General features: G+C 41.9%; 36 protein-coding genes. 33 read left to right on the top strand and 3 right to left on the bottom strand.

Annotated features, from left to right (window positions below; translation table 11 throughout):
* Positions 1-33 precede the first annotated feature (33 nt).
* Positions 34-417: a helix-turn-helix domain-containing protein gene (locus H9630_RS03370; protein WP_191714059.1), complete on the bottom strand. Its 384-nt coding sequence runs from the start codon at positions 415-417 to the stop codon at positions 34-36.
* A gap of 152 nt (positions 418-569) precedes the next feature.
* On the opposite strand from H9630_RS03370, the gene H9630_RS03375 reads away from it, so the two are divergent.
* Genes H9630_RS03375 through H9630_RS03380 form a run of 3 tightly spaced genes read left to right on the top strand, consistent with a single transcriptional unit; the run spans position 570 to position 1,149 of the window.
* Positions 570-818 carry a helix-turn-helix transcriptional regulator gene (locus tag H9630_RS03375; RefSeq protein ID WP_191714060.1) on the top strand — a complete coding sequence of 83 codons (249 nt, stop codon included), beginning with the start codon at positions 570-572 and terminating at the stop codon, positions 816-818.
* Between the two features lie 16 nt (positions 819-834).
* The gene (locus H9630_RS18850) at positions 835-969 is read left to right on the top strand and encodes a hypothetical protein (RefSeq protein ID WP_263615922.1); all 135 of its coding nucleotides are present in this window, start codon (positions 835-837) and stop codon (positions 967-969) included.
* A gap of 27 nt (positions 970-996) precedes the next feature.
* Positions 997-1,149 (top strand): hypothetical protein, encoded by a 153-nt coding sequence (locus H9630_RS03380; protein WP_191714061.1) that lies wholly within the window; start codon positions 997-999, stop codon positions 1,147-1,149.
* Between the two features lie 10 nt (positions 1,150-1,159).
* Here the strand turns inward: H9630_RS03380 and H9630_RS03385 are convergent, their stop codons facing one another.
* Positions 1,160-1,360, bottom strand: a complete 201-nt coding sequence (locus H9630_RS03385) for a hypothetical protein (protein WP_191714062.1) — start codon at positions 1,358-1,360, stop codon at positions 1,160-1,162.
* Positions 1,361-1,496: 136 nt separating this feature from the next.
* Here H9630_RS03385 and H9630_RS03390 point away from each other — a divergent pair, with 136 nt between their 5' ends.
* The 14 genes from H9630_RS03390 (at position 1,497) to H9630_RS03455 (ending at position 10,434) form a co-directional block, all read left to right on the top strand.
* Positions 1,497-2,174, top strand: coding sequence for an ORF6N domain-containing protein (locus H9630_RS03390; RefSeq protein ID WP_191714063.1), 678 nt, complete (start codon positions 1,497-1,499; stop codon positions 2,172-2,174).
* 43 nt (positions 2,175-2,217) lie between these two features.
* The gene (locus H9630_RS03395; RefSeq protein ID WP_225218330.1) at positions 2,218-2,523 is read left to right on the top strand and encodes a DNA-binding protein; all 306 of its coding nucleotides are present in this window, start codon (positions 2,218-2,220) and stop codon (positions 2,521-2,523) included.
* Between the two features lie 88 nt (positions 2,524-2,611).
* A complete protein-coding gene (locus H9630_RS03400; protein WP_191714064.1) occupies positions 2,612-3,124 on the top strand; it encodes a helix-turn-helix domain-containing protein in 513 nt (170 codons plus the stop codon).
* Positions 3,125-3,428: 304 nt separating this feature from the next.
* Positions 3,429-3,734 (top strand): hypothetical protein, encoded by a 306-nt coding sequence (locus H9630_RS03405; RefSeq protein WP_191714065.1) that lies wholly within the window; start codon positions 3,429-3,431, stop codon positions 3,732-3,734.
* Positions 3,735-3,758: 24 nt separating this feature from the next.
* Positions 3,759-3,995 (top strand): hypothetical protein, encoded by a 237-nt coding sequence (locus H9630_RS03410; protein ID WP_191714066.1) that lies wholly within the window; start codon positions 3,759-3,761, stop codon positions 3,993-3,995.
* A complete protein-coding gene (locus H9630_RS03415) occupies positions 3,996-4,355 on the top strand; it encodes a hypothetical protein (RefSeq protein WP_191714522.1) in 360 nt (119 codons plus the stop codon).
* 109 nt (positions 4,356-4,464) lie between these two features.
* Positions 4,465-6,438: an AAA family ATPase gene (locus H9630_RS03420; protein WP_191714067.1), complete on the top strand. Its 1,974-nt coding sequence runs from the start codon at positions 4,465-4,467 to the stop codon at positions 6,436-6,438.
* A 1-nt stretch (position 6,439) separates the two neighbouring features.
* Complete coding sequence (locus H9630_RS03425; protein WP_191714068.1) at positions 6,440-7,345, top strand: recombinase RecT; 906 nt, start codon at positions 6,440-6,442, stop codon at positions 7,343-7,345.
* Complete coding sequence (locus tag H9630_RS03430) at positions 7,345-8,046, top strand: MBL fold metallo-hydrolase (RefSeq protein WP_191714069.1); 702 nt, start codon at positions 7,345-7,347, stop codon at positions 8,044-8,046. The genes H9630_RS03425 and H9630_RS03430 overlap by 1 nt, the downstream gene beginning before the upstream one ends.
* 12 nt (positions 8,047-8,058) lie before the next feature.
* Positions 8,059-8,775, top strand: a complete 717-nt coding sequence (locus tag H9630_RS03435; RefSeq protein ID WP_191714070.1) for a DnaD domain protein — start codon at positions 8,059-8,061, stop codon at positions 8,773-8,775.
* Entirely contained in the window at positions 8,681-9,601 is a 921-nt protein-coding gene (locus H9630_RS03440; RefSeq protein WP_191714071.1) for an ATP-binding protein, read from the top strand. Before H9630_RS03435 ends, H9630_RS03440 begins: the two co-directional genes overlap by 95 nt.
* Before the next feature lie 19 nt (positions 9,602-9,620).
* On the top strand, positions 9,621-9,800 hold the full coding sequence (locus tag H9630_RS03445; RefSeq protein WP_191714072.1) for a hypothetical protein: 180 nt from the start codon (positions 9,621-9,623) through the stop codon (positions 9,798-9,800).
* The gene (locus H9630_RS03450; RefSeq protein ID WP_191714073.1) at positions 9,797-10,132 is read left to right on the top strand and encodes a YopX family protein; all 336 of its coding nucleotides are present in this window, start codon (positions 9,797-9,799) and stop codon (positions 10,130-10,132) included. Before H9630_RS03445 ends, H9630_RS03450 begins: the two co-directional genes overlap by 4 nt.
* Complete coding sequence (locus H9630_RS03455; protein WP_225218331.1) at positions 10,129-10,434, top strand: hypothetical protein; 306 nt, start codon at positions 10,129-10,131, stop codon at positions 10,432-10,434. The genes H9630_RS03450 and H9630_RS03455 overlap by 4 nt, the downstream gene beginning before the upstream one ends.
* Before the next feature lie 323 nt (positions 10,435-10,757).
* On the opposite strand, the gene H9630_RS03460 is transcribed toward H9630_RS03455, so the two are convergent.
* Positions 10,758-11,198, bottom strand: coding sequence for a hypothetical protein (locus tag H9630_RS03460; RefSeq protein WP_191714074.1), 441 nt, complete (start codon positions 11,196-11,198; stop codon positions 10,758-10,760).
* A 130-nt stretch (positions 11,199-11,328) separates the two neighbouring features.
* Here H9630_RS03460 and H9630_RS18855 point away from each other — a divergent pair, with 130 nt between their 5' ends.
* The 16 genes from H9630_RS18855 to H9630_RS03535 all read left to right on the top strand — a co-directional run bounded on the left by H9630_RS18855 (position 11,329) and on the right by H9630_RS03535 (position 17,655).
* Positions 11,329-11,457, top strand: coding sequence for a hypothetical protein (locus tag H9630_RS18855; protein WP_263615923.1), 129 nt, complete (start codon positions 11,329-11,331; stop codon positions 11,455-11,457).
* Positions 11,458-11,469: 12 nt separating this feature from the next.
* Positions 11,470-11,952 carry a dUTP diphosphatase gene (locus tag H9630_RS03465; protein WP_191714075.1) on the top strand — a complete coding sequence of 161 codons (483 nt, stop codon included), beginning with the start codon at positions 11,470-11,472 and terminating at the stop codon, positions 11,950-11,952.
* Position 11,953: 1 nt separating this feature from the next.
* The gene (locus tag H9630_RS03470) at positions 11,954-12,139 is read left to right on the top strand and encodes a hypothetical protein (protein ID WP_191714076.1); all 186 of its coding nucleotides are present in this window, start codon (positions 11,954-11,956) and stop codon (positions 12,137-12,139) included.
* Complete coding sequence (locus H9630_RS03475; RefSeq protein ID WP_191714077.1) at positions 12,140-12,277, top strand: hypothetical protein; 138 nt, start codon at positions 12,140-12,142, stop codon at positions 12,275-12,277.
* A 4-nt stretch (positions 12,278-12,281) separates the two neighbouring features.
* On the top strand, positions 12,282-12,710 hold the full coding sequence (locus H9630_RS03480) for a RusA family crossover junction endodeoxyribonuclease (protein ID WP_225218332.1): 429 nt from the start codon (positions 12,282-12,284) through the stop codon (positions 12,708-12,710).
* A 3-nt stretch (positions 12,711-12,713) separates the two neighbouring features.
* Positions 12,714-12,959 (top strand): hypothetical protein, encoded by a 246-nt coding sequence (locus tag H9630_RS03485; RefSeq protein WP_191714079.1) that lies wholly within the window; start codon positions 12,714-12,716, stop codon positions 12,957-12,959.
* Positions 12,960-12,971: 12 nt separating this feature from the next.
* Positions 12,972-13,253, top strand: coding sequence for a hypothetical protein (locus H9630_RS03490; RefSeq protein WP_191714080.1), 282 nt, complete (start codon positions 12,972-12,974; stop codon positions 13,251-13,253).
* Between the two features lie 14 nt (positions 13,254-13,267).
* Positions 13,268-13,552, top strand: coding sequence for a hypothetical protein (locus tag H9630_RS03495; RefSeq protein ID WP_191714081.1), 285 nt, complete (start codon positions 13,268-13,270; stop codon positions 13,550-13,552).
* Positions 13,553-13,569: 17 nt separating this feature from the next.
* The gene (locus tag H9630_RS03500; protein ID WP_191714082.1) at positions 13,570-13,788 is read left to right on the top strand and encodes a hypothetical protein; all 219 of its coding nucleotides are present in this window, start codon (positions 13,570-13,572) and stop codon (positions 13,786-13,788) included.
* 18 nt (positions 13,789-13,806) lie between these two features.
* A complete protein-coding gene (locus tag H9630_RS03505) occupies positions 13,807-13,998 on the top strand; it encodes an XtrA/YqaO family protein (RefSeq protein ID WP_191714502.1) in 192 nt (63 codons plus the stop codon).
* Positions 13,995-14,384, top strand: a complete 390-nt coding sequence (locus H9630_RS03510) for a hypothetical protein (RefSeq protein WP_191714083.1) — start codon at positions 13,995-13,997, stop codon at positions 14,382-14,384. Before H9630_RS03505 ends, H9630_RS03510 begins: the two co-directional genes overlap by 4 nt.
* Positions 14,385-14,536: 152 nt before the next feature.
* Positions 14,537-14,728, top strand: a complete 192-nt coding sequence (locus H9630_RS03515) for a hypothetical protein (protein ID WP_191714084.1) — start codon at positions 14,537-14,539, stop codon at positions 14,726-14,728.
* Between the two features lie 11 nt (positions 14,729-14,739).
* Positions 14,740-15,135 carry a helix-turn-helix transcriptional regulator gene (locus H9630_RS03520; protein ID WP_191714085.1) on the top strand — a complete coding sequence of 132 codons (396 nt, stop codon included), beginning with the start codon at positions 14,740-14,742 and terminating at the stop codon, positions 15,133-15,135.
* A 230-nt stretch (positions 15,136-15,365) separates the two neighbouring features.
* Positions 15,366-15,830: a hypothetical protein gene (locus H9630_RS03525; RefSeq protein WP_191714086.1), complete on the top strand. Its 465-nt coding sequence runs from the start codon at positions 15,366-15,368 to the stop codon at positions 15,828-15,830.
* An 84-nt stretch (positions 15,831-15,914) separates the two neighbouring features.
* A complete protein-coding gene (locus H9630_RS03530) occupies positions 15,915-16,364 on the top strand; it encodes a terminase small subunit (protein ID WP_191714087.1) in 450 nt (149 codons plus the stop codon).
* Positions 16,354-17,655, top strand: coding sequence for a PBSX family phage terminase large subunit (locus tag H9630_RS03535; protein ID WP_191714088.1), 1,302 nt, complete (start codon positions 16,354-16,356; stop codon positions 17,653-17,655). The genes H9630_RS03530 and H9630_RS03535 overlap by 11 nt, the downstream gene beginning before the upstream one ends.

Genomic DNA, 17,655 nt, shown 5'->3' on the forward strand with positions numbered 1-17,655 from the left:
TTAAACTTGTAAGTTATATATCGTGTATGGATTTTACTTCCCCTGTGTCTTCAGTATCTCCCAGACAGCCAATAAAGCCTTCTTACGCTCTTCTGGACTCTCTTTAAACTCTTTATAAAATTTATGAACAGATGGATCATTGACCCATGCCTCGAATTCAGCTTCGTCTCCCCAGGAAGGGTAGTCTTTGCTGTCTTTTTTGTTGTTCGATGAATCGGGATTGTCTGTGCGGCCGAGGAGGTAATCGGTTGAGACATGTAAAGCGTCAGCTAAAGCTGAAAGCATATCGTTAGATGGCGTACTATGGCCATTTTCATAATTACTTATAGTAGCCTTTGTAGTATTTACTCGTTTAGCTAACCCTTCTTGAGTAAGCTTGGCTAGTTTCCGAGCAGCTTTTAGGCGTTGAGTTAACATAAACTTCCCTCCTATTTCAGAGTACAACTATATTGTACATGAATTTATAATAGAAAATAAAATGTACAAGAAATTTGTATTTTATTGTTTACATATGAATATCTTGTACATATACTGAAGGTACAAGTTAGTTATACTTTGGAGGTGAGGAAATGAAGAACGCAAACTTGATCAAGGCAAGAGAAAAGAAAAATCTTACTCAAGAGCAATTAGCAAAGATGCTTGGCAAGGCAGGGAAACAGTCTGTATCAAATTGGGAGAACGGGCATAGTAAACCACCCTTATCAATTGCTTTTCAGCTGGCAGAAATACTCGAAGAAGATATTGGCTTTTTATTTAGCTTTAAAGTACAAGAATCTCATACTTTAAGGGCGTCTAGTAAAAAGCGAGTCGCAGTATAAGAAGGGAGAGGGTTAGATGAAGAACATGTTGACGAAAGATACCACGGATAAAGTCAATGAGGTCATCGAGATTTCTTTAGAAAAAGGTTGGAGTGAAGAAGACCTCTACTACGTAGCAAAGATACTTCTCGCACTGTTTAAAGATGATTAATTTTTATTTTAAGAAAGGAAGGATTAAATGAAGCATTCAGAATTGTTGGAGAAAATCGAGGCTTTAGAAGTACGCGTTGAAGTTTTAGAAAAGAAGGCCGCCGCTGGAACGACGACCATTGAGAAAAAAATTTTCACCAGTACTCTTCGAGCAGATTTCGTTTCAGGTCAAAAAAAGTAAACGCGAAGTCTTACTCATTTAGTTTCTGCGCTTCTGATGTATCGAAGAAAAGATTTAGCTGACCGCACTTGCTACAGTTCTCAACCTTTACAGGCATGAAACTATCAAGATTTACAGTTACGACTGAATTTTTTCTTTCCCAAGTAGATAGCGCGAAGTTAGCAGGGTTTTCATTAAATTCATTTCCGCCGCAATTTGTGCAAGTTTTCATAATATCACCTCCCATCAACTACATTTTAACAGTTGTTCCGGGAGAGTGACTGAAAAGCAGGAAAAATTAAACAAGCAAAACTTTCGTTATCAGTTTTTAATTAGAAAATTTTGAATAAAAACTAGGAGGAATTGGAATGAACCTTTCAATCATTGAAAAAAGCGGACAACGTGTTTTAACAACTACACAACTAGCTGATTCTTTTGGAACAGATAGCAAAACGATTAATCGGAACTTCCAACGCAATTCAGAGAGATTCGTTGAATCCAAACATTATTTTGCACTGACAGGAAATGACCTTCGGGATTTCAAAGGGTCACGTCAAATTGACCCCAGCCTTAAATATGCCTCAGTACTTTACTTGTGGACTGAAAAAGGTGCTTGGCTGTTAGCGAAATCAATTAACTCTGATCAAGCTTGGGATGCTTACGAAATGCTGGTAGATGAATACTACAAAATGCAAAACCAAGGAAAGGTTCTTTCCGAAAAAGAACAATTGATGGCTTCCATGAAATTGAGTTTGAAAACGGCAGAAGAAATTCAAGATGTAAAAAGGGAAATTGCTGAGGTGCGAGACATCGCGGAGAACCAAGTCACTTTGGATCATGGAGAGCAACGCAGATTACAAAAAGCGGTTGCAATTAAGGTGTATGAAATTGAAGCAGATCCAGCGGGCCAACGCCGGATGTTCAAAGAGTTGTATCGAGAAATCAAAGATCGTTTCGCTGTTGCTTCTTATAAGGATGTAAAGCGCAAGGATTTACAGAATGCCATTCGCTATGTCGATGCTTGGCTGCCAAGAAAGGTTTCATAAAAAAAGAAAAGGGCGCGAGGAACGCCTTGGAGGAGGAATGAACATGGAACAAACAGTGCTTATTACGATGTCGGCTGAGGACTTCCGAACAATCGTGAGAGAAGAGGTTGCATTAGCCACTAAGCATCTGGAGCCGAGGAAAGAACTGCCACACTTCTTGACTAGACAGGAAATGATGGAGGTTTTGAGGATAAGCGACAGCAAGTCTTTTGAATTGCTGGGCCGGCCAGACTTTCCGGTTTGTAGAGAATTCGGAGTGAAGATCTACACTGACAAGCTGTTCCAGTGGATTGATCGCCATACCACTTGGGTCGAGGAAAACACCAAGTACTATCGCTCTACAAGTTAATTATAGCAAGCCCGTTAATTAGTGAAGGTAAACAACAAGTCAACTTGCAATTGAAATGTGAAAAGAAATCAGAAGGGGAGAATGAAATATGAAAAAGTCACAGTTAACACATGCGATGCGCGAAGTAAGGAACGGCCAAACACAGGAGCAGCTGGCGATGGAATTGAATGTCTCGCGTGAATTGGTCTCGAAAATAGAAAACGGGCGGGTCGAAATGGCCCCCGATATTTCCAGAAAGCTGATGAAGCGAAAAGGCAGTCCGAGATTGGCAATGGCGCTTCGGTATGAATACACCGGAACCGGAACAACCTTATTGAATGGCCCGAATGTGGACCTGCACCGGTCGAGCGTCAGAGAAAAGACCATTGAAGAAGCCGAAGAATTTCTGGCAGCACTGAAAGCATTCAGCTTCGCTAAACCATTGAGCAACCTCTCGAACTGGGAACGGCCGGAGCTGGAGAAGACATTAGAAGAAGGCGTGGAATTGATCACAGCTATTGAACACTTGCTGTTGATCGTGTGCGAAGAGACAGGCATCAATTTTACAGACGTTTGGCAGAACCATCACACACAGCTCATGGCGAAAGGCTATGTCCAATAAGAAAGGGTGATTCACATGATGGAATTCGGAGATCCGGTACACATGGCAGGAATTACAATTTTCATCACTTTTATCAGCTTGATGGTGGGCTCACAAATTTTCGCCCCTGAAAAAGAGCATGAAAAAAACCGCTGACTGGGTAGGTCATGCGGCAATTGAATCACTGTGGTAACTCGATTATAACACATCGAAAAGTAATTTTCTACGAGGGCCTTGGCTCTCGTCAATAAGCTCAGGAGCGTTATTCCCCTTTCGTTCCTGGTCTTATTGATGGGACTCACTCCATCAGAAAGAAGGTGAAGAAATGAAAATTGATCCTGCAAGAAAGTATGTTTTGCTATCGGTTAAGTGGACGAAAAACACTCTTGTTTTTTGGGGAAGCTTAACAGACGACAATGAAAAATGTTCTTACGGCGGCTACACAGACGATATTGATTCCTGCGAGAGATACACTCTCGAAGAAATTAAAAATGAAAGCTCTTATTTTTACGAATACGGCGGCGAACCATTCTACAAGCTTAAGAAGATGGAGCAAGATGGCACTTGGGCAATTCGTGTTGATGAACTAGATAAGTTAGGCAGAAAGAGCACATGTTATTTGCTCAATTAATCAATTAAGAAAGCAGGTGAACACATGACAGCGCACGGACAAGCAGCAATCAGCTTAGATCAGTTTGACCGTTCAACGAAGATGCAGCAGGTTCTGCAACTGCTGAAGGCTTCAAAAGAAGCGGGCAAGGAACAAACGCTCTTCTCTTTCGATGAACTTGGCACATCCAGAGAAGCGATCTTCATTATCACGTTGCTTCGGATTAAAGGCTATACGGTGGATTTGGGAAACAGCGAAATTATTGTGAAGGAGGAAAAATAAATGACTATAAATGTAGAAGACTTACAGGAATATAAAGATGCAAAAGATTTGGAGGCTCGGATGTATAAGCTCCCAAGCGAAGCGCAAACGGTCATCATCCAGAACATCATCAGCCAAACAAGCTGGCACGGTCCGGTTGACCTCAAATGGATGGAAAACGAAATCGCCTCTCAAGAAAAGCTGGAGAGAATGTTCGGCAAACCTGTTGACGATCATCCAGTTGAAGATATGTTCGGTTTGGAAATTCGCACAGGCGACAAATGGTTTGAAGATGGAGCCGGCCGTGTGGTGTTAGAAGAAAACGAAGAAAATTATTTGATTGAAGTGGCTAAAGTCCAGTTTTATCGGGCAATAAAATAAACCGGCTGCAGAAGCAACCGGCTCACCGTCCCATGTGGCGTGGGATGTCGAAAAACTCTTTACAACAAATCATGTGCTCATTATAGCACGAATCCCAGGAGGAGACCATATGAAACAAGTACGCATCAACCGACTTACCTTAACCAATTTCAAGGGCGTCAAAAGCTTCTCAATTGAAATGAACGGCTCGAACGCATTGATCTACGGCGATAACGCTACTGGAAAGACTACGCTGTTCGATTCATTCTTGTGGCTGCTGTTCGATAAGGACAGCCAGAACAAAAAGGACTTTGAAATCAAGACACTGAAAGATGGCCAGGCAATCCCAATGCTGGACCACGAAGTCGAATGCGAATTGACGGTCGATCAGCAGGATTTAACACTTCGGAAAGTCTACCGCGAAAAGTACACCAAGACACGCGGAGCTGCTAAGGAAGAGTTCTCGGGGCATGAAACCAATTACTTCATTGATGGAACGCCGTTGAAGAAAGCGGAATACCACAAACGGATTCAGTTGCTGATGGAAGAAGAAATCTTCAAGCTGCTGACTTCACCTACTTATTTCAACGAACAAGTGAAATGGCAGGACCGCCGGAAGATTCTTCTGGAGGTTTGCGGTGATGTATCAGAAGAAGATGTCTTTGCATCAAATAACGAGTTGCAGGGGCTGAAATTGATTCTGAGAGGCAAGACACTCGATGACTTCAAAGCCACGGTAAATAGCCGCCGCAAGACAATCAACGAAGAGCTGAAACGGATTCCCATTCGCATCAATGAAATTCAGAAATCGATTCCGGAAGATGAAGGGAACTTTACAGAACTTCAAGCGGAAGTCGACAAGCTGGATGCGGAAATTGAAGAGCTGCAAGCGCAGGTCAGTTCCATCAAGAGCGGGAACGCCATCCTGACAAAAGAAGGCGAGTTGCAGAAGATTGAAATGAATCTCCACAACATGAAGCGGGATTTGGAAAGCGGTTCGAAGGATGAAATCTATCGTTTACGGGCGAAACTTCAGGAAGAACAATCCAATCTGCAGACGTTCCAGTCACGCAAACGATCCGCGGAAAGTCAATTGCAGTTTAATCGCGACAATGCGCAGCGGCTCGAGCTGGCTCTGATGGAGTTGCGGAACCGCTGGACCGAACGCAACAAGGAAGCATTCGTTCATGAAGTGGAATGTGAGTGCCCTACGTGTGGTCAGGAACTGCCGGAAGAAAAAGTGAAGGCTGCAGGTGAAAAGGCATTGGCGCAATTCAATGCTTGGAAGTCAGAAGACCTTCGCATGTTCAAACGAGAAGGCGAACAGCGCGGGACTGAACAAAGGAAATACAAAAATGAAATCGAACGGCTGCAGAAGGAACTCGATGATTTAGAAGGACCAATTGCAGAAAAGCAGAAGGCACTGGCCAAACTCCAAGATGAACTGCAGAAAGTCGAAAGCAACATACAAAGTGTCGAGAGTAATCAAGAGTATACGGATCTGCAGTTTGAAGCAGGCCAGTTTCGCTCTGACATCGCCGGATTGAAAGAAGGCGCAGAAGAAGCAGTCGCCGGCATCCAAGAAGACATCGCTGAATTGAAAGCGAAGCGTTCGGCCGTCAATGCAGAAATTGCTCGGTATGCGAATGTCGACGCTTTGCAGGAGCGGATTCAAGACTTGATGGAGCAGGAAGAGCAGCTGGCAGCGGAATACGAAAAGCTGGAGCACCATCTGTTCTTGTCGGAAGAATTTATCCGCGTAAAGGTCAAAATAATGGAAGAGAAAATCAATGCCAAATTCAAATACGCACGCTTCAAGCTGTTTGAAACACAAATCAACGGCGGGCTGCAGGAAGTCTGCGAAACGACGTTTGACGGCGTTCCTTATGGTTCGGGCTTGAACAATGCAGCCAAGATTAACATCGGATTGGACATCATCAACACCTTGTCCGAGTTCCATGGCATCCAGGCGCCGATATTCGTCGATAACGCAGAAGCAGTCACGCAGCTGGGCCAAACGGATTCACAACTGATCAGCTTGATTGTATCGGAAAAAGACAAGGCACTTCGTATTGAAACACCAAACTTAGAGGAGGCAATTTAATATGACAACTCAAAATCAATTAGCAATGGTGAAAAAAGACACGGTGGACATCGTAGCAGCAAAAGTGAAGCAGTTCCAGGAAGCTGGAGAGTTACACTTTCCTGCTAACTACAGCCCAGAAAATGCAATGAAATCAGCATGGTTGATGCTGCAGGATATCAAGACCGGTAAAAACCAAGGCTATAAATTAGCTTTGGAAGTCTGCTCCAAGAACAGTATCGCCAATAGCTTGCTGGACATGGTTGTTCAGGGACTAAATCCAGCTAAAAAACAAGGATACTTCATTGTTTATGGTACGACATTAACTTTCCAACGCTCTTACTTCGGCACGATGGCCGTAACGAAACGTTTAACAGGAGCTAAGAGTATCGATGCGTTTACGATCCACGAAGGTGACGATGTGGATTATGAAATTAAGAATGGACGAATTACAAACCTTATTCATAAACAAAAGTTCGGCAGCCAAGATAAAGACATTATTGGTGCGTACTGCACGATCATTGAGCAAGACGACTCGGTTTATACGGAACTTATGACCATTGCTGAAATCAAAAAATCATGGGGACAATCGAAAATGAATCCAGATGGTGCAGATTCGACACATAAAAAGTTCCCACAAGAAATGGCGAAGAAAACAGTCATTAACCGAGCGTGTAAGAAGTTCCTAAACTCTTCTGACGACAACTCGCTCGTGATGAAGCATTTCCAAGAAAGCGATAATGTGCGCGATGAAGCGGAATTGCAAGAGGAAATCGATAACAATGCAAATGGAGAAATTATTGATGTAGAAGGTTTTGAAATTGTGGAAGATCCAAATGAAGACCAAACAACTGGCGAGATCCTGTCAGAGAAAGAACCAGAGCCAGCCGGAACTGCCACTGCAGAAGACGACGCTCCACCGTTCTAATGATTGAAATCACGACACTTGCGACCGGTTCGAAGGGGAACTGCTATTACATCACGGATGGCCATACGCCCCTTCTCCTGGAAGCAGGAATCAAGTTTCGAGACATTCAACGGAAGTTGAACTTCCAGACACGGGATATTAAAGGCTGTTTGATCACACACGAACACAAAGATCACTGTAGCGGCGTTCCTGAGGTTCTGAAAGCCGGCATCACCTGTTACCTATCCAATGGCACAAAAGACGCCCTGGGCATCGAGCATCACCGAATCAAGGCGGTCGAGAACAAGAAACAGTTTCAAATCGGCACATGGACCATATTACCGTTCGATGTACAGCACGATGTCTCTGAACCATTCGGATTCCTGCTGGTTAATACAGCCGGCGAAAAGCTGCTGTTTGCGACAGACACCTATTACATCAAATACCGCTTTAGCGGATTGACGCACTTGATGGTGGAGTGCAATTACTCACAAAAGATATTGGACGAAAACATATTATCCGGGAGAACACCAAAAGTCTTGAGGAAGCGATTGATGCGATCCCACTTCTCGTTAGAGAACATGAAAGAGTTTTTGAAGGCAAATGATTTATCGGAGCTGCAGGAAATATGGCTACTTCACTTATCAGATTCCAACAGTAATGAGGAACAGTTTCGCCAAGAGGTGGCAGAGCTGACCGGCAAGATGATTTATATTCCGTAAGGCGGTGAACACATGAACTACATTAAGTTGCTTAACTCGTTCTATGATCGGCTCGAAACGAATCCCTTAAGTACATCGGCAATTGCTTTATGGCACGCACTTGTACACGTAAACAATAAGGCTGGATGGTGTAAGGAATTCTCAGTAGCAATATCGGTGCTACGCGTTAAGTCAGGCTTATCTGAAAAAAGTGTGACAAACGCCAGGAATGAGCTAAAGCAAAAAGGCTATTTAGACTTTAGATCACGTAAAGGAAATCAGTCAGCATTGTATCAGCTAATTGATTTGTCGGTAACTGTTACCTACAAACTAGCCGACAGTACTTCCGACAAAGGTTCCGACAATGCTTCTGGTAATGGTTCTGCATTACTAAATGAAAAGAAACCAAATGAAATGAAACAAGATGATAAAGAGCCCGCACCTTTAAATGCCTTTCAATTTTTTGAACAAGAAGGATTTGGAACTCTCAGTTCTTTCATTGCTGACCAACTAGGTGATCTTATTGATTCCTATGGAGAAGAGAAATTACTGGCAGCCATGAAAGAAACTGTCTTGAATGGAGCTCGAAATCTCAAGTATGTAAAAGCCGTATTGAATAACCCGAAAGCCTCTAAACCGAAAGGAGTGACTCGTATTGGAACCAATCAGCCAAGTAATCAAAGATCTAATGAACAACAATCCCGAATTCGCGAAGCGAATGAGCGCCGTAAACGAATCGCTGGCATCTGATCCGATAGAAGTCCTGACAAAACCTTCAAAACAGTGTCCTGTAATGAAATGTGATGGCGCAGGTTGGATTTGGATGAAGGATTGGTCGAAGCGTCATTTGCGAAACGTGAGCGATGAATGGAAAGAGCCCTGTGAGTGCTATGAGCAAATGATGAAACAACGAGTCATTGACAAGAAACTGGATTTGTCTGGCATACCACCTATCTTCCAGGACGCCACAGTCGCTTCATTCAATCCGAATAAGTATTTGGAGGCAGACAGTAGGGAAACGGCTATCGTCGCTAAAAAGGCTGCTGAGAACTTGGTAAAGAACTATCAAGCCATGAAGAACATCGGCAAAGGATTGTACCTGTACAGCAGCATTAAAGGTTCTGGGAAAACAAGGCTGGCATCCAGTATTGCGAATGCACTGGTGAAGGTCCATGGAGTCGATCTCATATTCATCAAAGCCAATGACTTACTGAGTCAGGTTAAGAAAACATATGGCAAAGAGTCGCTTCAGACAGAAGATCAAGTGATTCGGATGTTCCGAGAAGTCGAAGTCTTGGTGATTGATGATGTATCGGTCGAAAAAACAAAAGAAACATCCATGACTTTTGCTGAGAAAATCCTTTATGACGTGACGGATTATCGACTTGAACACCGGAAAGTCACCATCTTCACATCCAACCGAACAATCGAAGATTTAGCAAAAGTATATACAGAGGGCCGTGTGAAAAGCCGCATTAACAAAATGTCGCTGGAAGTCTACATGCCGGAAGAATCCATTCGGGACCAGGAAGCAGAATCTGAGAACGCGGAACTGGAGCGAATGATTTTCGGATAAAAACTGAGGAGGAATCCCAATGGAGAAATTACTAAATCAACTCATCCTAATCGCCGGGGCCTGGCAGAAGAATGAAGATCCTGTCATCGCGCAGCAGTTTAGCGTTTTGTTTGAAGAGTTGAAGCAGATAACCAAGCTGGATCATGAGGCCGCGGTAGAGCTAATTAATAATCATCGGATGGGGAGTGTGGCAGCGTGAGGGAGATTAAATTCAACTTTTACAACACGCACACAAAACAATACACGCGCTGGGAAGAATCGAATGCTGGCATGAATATGTGCTCATTCCAAACGCATGAACATTTAAAGTTCTTGCAGTACACCGGACTTGAAGATGAAGATGGCACGGAAATCTTCGAAGGTGACATTATCGATTTTGGCGGAGGTCCTTATAAAGTCGTTTATGAAAAGGGATGCTTTTACGCTTGGACGCCACATGATTCTGAATTTCTGCACCTGATAAATCACCTTTCAGAAGTTGTCGGAAATGCGTATGAAAACCCAGAGTTTCTTGAGGAGGAAAAGGCATGAAAACAATGTCATTAATCGGCGGCATCGACACATACGCATTTAACAAACGCTTTAAGTCTGAGGAAAGCCCTGCTGGAAGATCTGTTGTCTTCTTATCGAAAAACGGACGGGGAATAGAGCTGGAACACGCGAAAACATTAATTGCTGAAAATCGAATTTTAACTGTCAAAGAAATCTATGTTGGACGCTCGTCTTCAACCGTCGAGTTCGAAGAGTTCCCAGGTAGAAAATTCAACACAGTTATGTTCGCTGACTTGGACGATCCAGAAGAAGATATGGACGACTTGGATATGCCTTTTTAAAAACAAAGAGAGAGGGGGTTTTTTTACCCTCTCCCTACCAATTTTTGCTTGAAAGTTAGGATTTAGAGGCAAGGGATTGGAAAACACTTGAAGGAGGTCGGGATTTGAAGTATTGGCATAAACACATGGAATTTTGGGTGGAGGAACTGAAGGGGTACGGGCTCAATTACGGGCAGAATGGCGAGGTGCTCGAGGATATGGATTATCACGTTAAAAAGTAAATTGTATGATGGTCAATCAATAGTTTTATAAAAAGTATGGAGCTTAGAAATAAAAAATATCAAAAATTAAAAAAGAAGCCGCATAGGCTTCAGATTAATTACTTAATAGTACTCTCGATATATTTCGGATGCTTTCCCAATGAAAGCTTTAACCATCTGAACGCTTTCTTCTTTTAAATGAGGTAATTTAGTGTTTTCGGCAAATTCATAGCCAACTTTAGTAAGGGATTCTAAAGCTTGACCATATTTATTGTATGAAATATGTCTGTTAAAGATAAATTCTAAAGCTTCATCAGCCGTTTTATTAAATAAATCTTGTTTAACATATTCAATAATCTCAGTAAATTCATTACGGTCTTTAATATAAAGATTTGCAATGCTTAAAGTCGCCCATAATCTTAATGCCTTTACTTCGGTGAAGAATAATAATTGCTCAAAATTATCTTTATCATTGTTAAATGATTCGAAATGATAGTAAAAAACAGGAAGCATTTCATCAGAATGAATAAAATCCATTAATTGATATTTTACATTAGTAGACATAAGTACCCTCTTTCTTTAATTAAAGTGGTCATTTCTACTCAAATAATATCATTATAATGGCTGATTGGATATAGTTTGAAAAAAATATTAATCATTCAAGTATAAAACTAATTAAAAGAGGAGGACCGTTATGCTAAATATTTTGATTGCTGCAGTCATCAGTTCGTGGATCTGCTTTCCGGTTTTGTTCCTATATGCCTATTGTGTGTTCCTGAAAGATGAAAAAGCTCAAGTTGTTGAAGTTCCGAGAAAAGAATAGGGGGAATCATTGATGAATCTTACAGCATTATTTGAGACACAAAAGCTACTCGACGCGGAAATTGAGAAAAAGCATCCTGCACCAACTGGAGAAAATCGACTGCGCAAAAAGATTCTTGCCACTTTAACGGAAGTGGCTGAATGTGCAAATGAATTTCCTGAGATTTTTAAGTTTTGGTCAAACAAGAAAACCAACCCTCAAAAAGGGTTGGTTGAACTGGTCGACATTCTTCACTTCTTGCTATCTATAGGCAATCAACACAGAAAAGTAATTGTTCCTGTAGAAGATATGAGAAAAAGTGGCGACACTGAAGATTGCATGATTGATTTGTCTTTCAATATTTCCTGCATCGAATTTGTAGAAGAAGCATACTCATCGGCTTTCTTCCGATATGTGGAATTAACTCAATTACTCGGCTTTAGTTGGGAAGAGATTGAGCAAAGCTATATGGAGAAAAATCAAATCAATTACCAGCGCCAAGAAGCTGGGTATTGATATGATTCCAGGCGATAAACTTTCACACGTAACCATAGTCAAAGTGAAGAACGATAAGCCGACACTGATCAAGCATGGAGATAATTGCTACCGGTTGGATATTGCTGCAACAGAAAAGGAAAAGAAGCGGCACGATTTAACGGTAGAGCAAAGGCGGCATCGATTAAAACAGATGGGACGGATTTGAATGACGGAAGAAACGCGGCAAGACATGATTCAAACCATGTCCATTATGCTCTGCAAAGACGAGGCATATTATCAAGACATGGATGACCGGCGCATTATTGAGGAATATGACCGGTTCATGAAAGTGAATGAGGGGTGAGCCATTGGAGACAATCAGTTTTGAAATCATGGGGGAAGCACAAGCCCAGGGGAGACCGAGAGCCGGAAAGAGTTATTCCGGCAAGACGGTTCTCTACGATCCAGCAACATCCAGAGACTTCAAACAATACGTGAAGCTCGTAGCATCTCAGCATAAGCCACAGGAGCTCATTACAGGACCGGCACACTTGGAACTGACCTTCTATCAGCCGACGCCCAAGAAATATCATACGAAGCCCAAGCAGGCGTTAATTGAAGCAGGGTTATTGCTGCCGGTTAGTCGTCCAGATTTGGACAACCTAGCGAAGGGTGTCAAGGATTCACTTTCTAAGATTATTTGGCAGGACGATAGCCAAGTGGTTAGCATGATGGTCCGGAAGTTTTATAGCATGACGCCGAGGGTGGAAGTGGAAATTCGATATGAGGAGGAATGAAAGATGATCATGAAATATAAGCTGCTTTATAAAAGTGGAGTAAAAGAAGAATTTACTCAAGAAGGATCCCGTGAAAGTTTGGCTGGAGTTCACAATATTTTTTATGAAGCTTTCGCTAAAGACTTAAATGCAGTTGTTACTTTTGGAGATGGTGAAGATAGCGGGAGATACATCAGAGTTTCAGATGTCAGCCAATTTGAAATGGAAATACTGCCCGACGGTGGAACGGAAATCATTAACTCGAATTAAGGAGGAATATTGATGGATAAAGCTGCAGATTTTAACTTCAAAATAACAACAACTCATGGTGAAGTACCAAATGGTCTAATCCCTGAATTCAATGGCATCATTTACTATATTCAAACTAACTTTGCTCAGACTAAGGAAGAGCATGAAGCTGCTGTTCAGCCGGTTGTGGATCAGCTGTTATCCGTAAACGAAGAAAAGTACACTTCCTGGGAAGAAACTAAGCGAGAAATACTTATCTTCTCTCGCATTAGCCAAGTAACCGTGGTTTCGTTCAGGGTTCGGGATGCGTATTAAGGAGGAATTAAGCAATGAAATGTATAACCGAAATCCACGACCGTAGCGAAACCATATCTGTTTTAGAAAATTTATCTAAAACAGGTTATCGATATGTTGTTCGTGATAAAGAATCAGAATGGTTATCTTGCTACAGTTTAAAGCCGAAGAAATATCAAGATACTGAATCTTGGGGATATGTGAATCCTGATGTTGAAGGTGTGAAAATGGCCTATCCGTTTAAAAATCACGATGTAACCGAAATTAATTGGTCCAATAGATCAGCAAAATTGATTACGGATTTTTTGGACAAGCAGTAAGGCGAAGGAGGATCGCCATGAACTACTATCTTTTTGAAGCTGATAACTTTGAACTGAATCTAATATTTTCAGAAGAGGAACTGGAAGTGTTTCGTGATTTATGGCAGCAGAACGTCAGCTTGAGAAACATAGCATCGAATATGGGGCGCAAAACGTCAGAGATTGCGCTCCTGGTGTTTGATCACGCTGAACGGGGATTGATTAAGCAAAGAGACAGAAGCTTACACAGGCTTTGAGGAGGGGTAAAATTGAGGATGCAGTTGGTTGATATTTCCGAGACAGGGGAACTAAAGTTGGATATAATGGAGTTACCACTTTCTTGCGTTCTGATTATCTCAGAGGGCAAGGTAAAAATAGGTGAGCTTCCTCCACACGCAGAAACGCGCATCAAGACGCATGATGGGAAAGTGAAGCGTGTGAATTTTGATGAGGGGGAAGAGTTTTGAATTGGCTTGATAAATCATTAAATATTACAATCTTAGATTTGACTATAATAGCGACGGTTGGAGGAATCGTGGTATATGTACTAAGCAAGATGCTCGATTACCTTTTCGGTATCATTAGCGATAAATATTCAAAACCACTAAGGAAATTTAGAAGATTTTTGAAATATAAAAATATAAAAGAAGCTTTCGCGAGAAGAAAAATACTAAAGTTAGGTTACGATCAAGCTTTATATATTTTAGTTTCTAACGATGAATTTATGAGATTTCTTTATCCTAACGAACGTAAATATCTCAAAAGACACAAAGCGGAGCACGAAGAACATATAAACAAAAGCAGAAGAGTCTTTGAGAGAGTTTATGGGAGTAATTCTACTCCCTGGAAATAGTCTGAGCTAGACAAGCAGAAGACGTCATCAGATTATATTCGATATAATTAAATGAAAAATAAATTAGTCCCACCAGTCAACTGGAGGACACATTACAGCTTAACCGCTGTTTTGTGTCCTCTTTTTTTATTTCTCAAAAAGGAGACGGAGACATGAGAACAATCCAGCAACAGTTAAAAGAAAAAGGGCTTTCAGAGGGCGCAGGAACGACAGAAGCCTTTCCGAAGAATAAGGCCAGCTTTAAATCAAAGGAAAATCTTTCCCGCAAAGAATGGGAAGAATTAATGGGCTTAAATCGTCCGACGTATCAAAAACAAGGCGGCACCGTCCGGAGAAAACGATAGGGGGAATTTCCATGAACAAATGGCAGATTGAGGACTTGTTGAAGGATTATCAGTGGAAATTGCAAAGCGTCAAGATTATGCGTGAGTCTATGAATGAAATCAATGTTAATATGACAGCTCAATACGGGTTGCAAGCTGCCATGCCCAAAGCCAGTGGAAATCCGAGTGATCCTATCTTGAGGGAAGTCGAGCGACGGGATGAACGTTGGAAAAAGATTCACGATTATGAAAAGGACATTCAATTAATTCAATCGAAAATCCAAAAAGTAAACAATGAACGTGAAGTGGAAGTACTTTATTGGCTGCTGGATGGAAAAAGCATGAGGTGGATCGGCTTGCACATGGGATTATCGCATACCCATATTCAACGGATTAAAGATGCGGTCATTGAAAACATGATTGCGTAATGTGCCAAATGTGCCATTAGTTCTTTTTTTCTTATTGTTGTTTACTTTCGTTACACTTAAAGGCAGGTTCGGGGAGGCAGGTTGTTCGAGTAATACACCTGAGTATATAACCCCCTATTTACGGGATTTAGCTCAGTCGATAGACTGGTTGGCTTCCTTTTTTTCACATTGTTAGCACATCTTATTTCCTGTATATTAAATGTATAATATATACAGGAGGATTTTAAAAAATGTTTTATTTATTTGTCGCAATTCTTGCTGGTGCTTTATTATCAGCAATTGGTTTTATTTATTTTCTTATTCGCAAAAAGAAATATGGGATGAAGCCACTACTTATCTCGGCTCTTGTTTGTGTAATTCTTGTAGGTATAGCAATCCCAATGGGAAAACAGCCTTCGGTATCATTTAATGAATATAAAGAACAATCTAGCACATTCAGCTATGATAGTTATTTAAATGATCAAGTAGATGTTGATACGTTTGTCAAAATTAAAGGTGAAGTTGTTACACTGGATGCAAGTATAGAAGGTGAAGAAAATATGTTTTTCTTAGTGACTGAAGCTGGCCAGTACTATGCGAAGAATAATTCTGGAGAAGAAATAAAAGATGGTGAAATCCTTACTTTCTATGGAAAATATGCAGGGAAAAGAGATGCTGTTACTCCAGCAATAAGAGCACAGTATTTCGAGAGATAAAGAATATCAATATAAGTCTGTACCTTAATCGGTGTAGGCTTTTTATTATGTCTAAAAAAGCAAATAGCATGTAAGGAGGGATATATGGTGAAATTTACAGAGAAGCAACAACGATTCATTGATGAGTACCTGGTGGACTTGAATGCTACTCAGGCAGCTATTCGAGCAGGGTACAGTGAAAGGACTGCAAGTGCTCAAGCGAGCCGATTGTTAACGAATGTTAATATCCGCGCGCGAATAGAGGAATTAAAGAAAACGCGTGCAGATCGCTTAAATCTGGATGCATACTGGGTACTGAAACGCTTGATGGACATATCAGACAGAGCCATGCAAGCTGAACCAGTTATGGAGTGGGATCATAGTGAACAGCAGCTGGTTCCTTCCGGTGAATATCAATTTGACAGTAGCGGTGCGAATAGATCTACTGAGTTAATCGGCAAGCATCTGGGCATGTTCAAAGAAACCGTTAAGCATGAAGGTGAAGTGAACGTGACATTTATTGATGATATTGGTGGTGGAAAGGATGGCCCGTAAACTATCAGAGTTCATTCCTACAGCCTTTCATCCTGTCTGGAAAGCCGCTCTTGCTGAAGAGATATTAAACGTTGTCTGCAAGGGTGGACGTGGTTCTGGTAAGTCTACGGATATTGGCCATATCATTGTGCAGCTGCTCATGCGGTTTGCTGTCAATGCGGTTGGCATCCGGAAAGTCGACAATACCCTGGAGCTTTCCATATTTGAGCAGATGAAATGGGCCATCGAGGAACAGGGCGTTTCGCATTTGTTCAAAGTCAATAAGTCGCCGATGCGAATTACGTATATGCCGCGTGGAAACTATATGGTATTCCGAGGCGCACAGGATCCAGAGAGGATTAAAGGCTTGAAGTCAGCGAACTTTCCTTTTGCTCTTGCATGGGTGGAAGAATTAGCGGAGTTCAAAGATGAAGAGGAAGTAACGACCATCACCAACTCCTTATTACGTGGAGAGTTGCCGGATGGTCTTTTCTATAAGTTCTTTTTCAGCTACAACCCGCCGAAGCGCAAACAGTCCTGGGTGAATAAGAAATATGAATCATCGTTTCAGCCCGCCAATACTTTTGTACATCATTCAACGTACTTGGATAACCCGTTCATCTCCAAGCAGTTTATTGCTGAAGCAGAAGCGACGAAAGCGCGGAATAAGCGGCGTCATGAATGGGAGTATGAAGGTAAAGCGGTTGGCTCTGGTGTAGTACCGTTTGATAACCTACAGATTGCAGCAGGAAATATTACAGATGAGATGGTCCGTAGCTTTGACAACATCCGTCAGGCGGTCGATTTTGGTTATGGTCCGGACCCGCTCGCTTTTGTGCGCTGGCACTATGACAAAAAGAGAAACGGCATCTATGCACTGGATGAATACTATGGCCAAAAAATCAGTAACCGAGAGTTTGCGAAATGGGTTAAGGCGAAGGGTTACGAGCGGCATGACATTGTTGCTGATAGTTCAGAGCCGAAATCAATTGATGAATTGAAAATGGAGCACGGCATCAAGAGAATGAAGGGTGCCAAGAAAGGCCCGGACTCGGTGGAGTATGGAGAAGAGTGGCTGAATGATTTGGATTTTATTTGCATTGACCCGCTCCGTACACCGCATACCGCCAGTGAATTCGAGAATATCGATTATCAAACAGATCGTGATGGCAATCCGAAAGCGCGTCTTGAAGATAAAAACAATCACTCGATTGACGCCACACGTTATGCGTTTGAAGCGGATATGCCGAAAGAACATGAAGATAAGAAATACGTATTACCGCCAATGATTGGCGGCATTAAGAGGGGGTGA

The sequence above is a fragment of the Planococcus wigleyi genome, from assembly GCF_014836985.1.
Lineage (GTDB): Bacteria > Bacillota > Bacilli > Bacillales_A > Planococcaceae > Planococcus > Planococcus notacanthi.